The following is a 455-nucleotide window of genomic DNA, read 5'->3' as shown; positions in this document are numbered from 1 at the left end:
CGACCGTTTCGGCCACAAACCAAAGGAAAGGTTGAGGCGTTGGCCAGAACTACTCAGCGAATTAAAGTTTACAACCATGAGTTTGAAGAGCCGCTAGACTTAGCCGAGATTGTTCATTTGACGTGTGATCAGCTGAATCATGAGAAGTCTCAGGCGACTCAAATTCCGCCTTATTTATTGCTTGATAAAGAAAAAGAGTATCTCCATGATTTTGATCATGACTTACTCGATGCCTATGCCAGCCACACCATCGCAAGGAAAGTTAGCAAGGAATCAATGATTGTCTTTCAAAATCGGAAATACTCCGTCCCCATCAGATATATTGACGAAACCGTACAAATTAAACATGATGACAATACTCTATACGTTTATTATAACGGAGAATTAATTCGTTCTCACCCTATTTCACTGAAAAGATTTAATTATCTTCGCGATGACATGGAAGAGATTGTCCG

1 protein-coding gene is annotated in these 455 nt (G+C 40.2%); it reads left to right on the top strand.

All coding sequences use genetic code 11. The features are described from left to right. Nucleotides 1-455, top strand: a 455-nt coding sequence (locus LOSG293_RS10015) for a Mu transposase domain-containing protein (protein WP_034529907.1), incomplete at both ends; no start/stop codon positions are given.

The sequence above is a fragment of the Secundilactobacillus oryzae JCM 18671 genome (assembly GCF_000740055.1).
Classification (GTDB): Bacteria; Bacillota; Bacilli; order Lactobacillales; family Lactobacillaceae; genus Secundilactobacillus; species Secundilactobacillus oryzae.
Note: the sequence above shows the minus strand (reverse complement) of the source record. Positions and strands in the feature narration are given on the sequence as shown.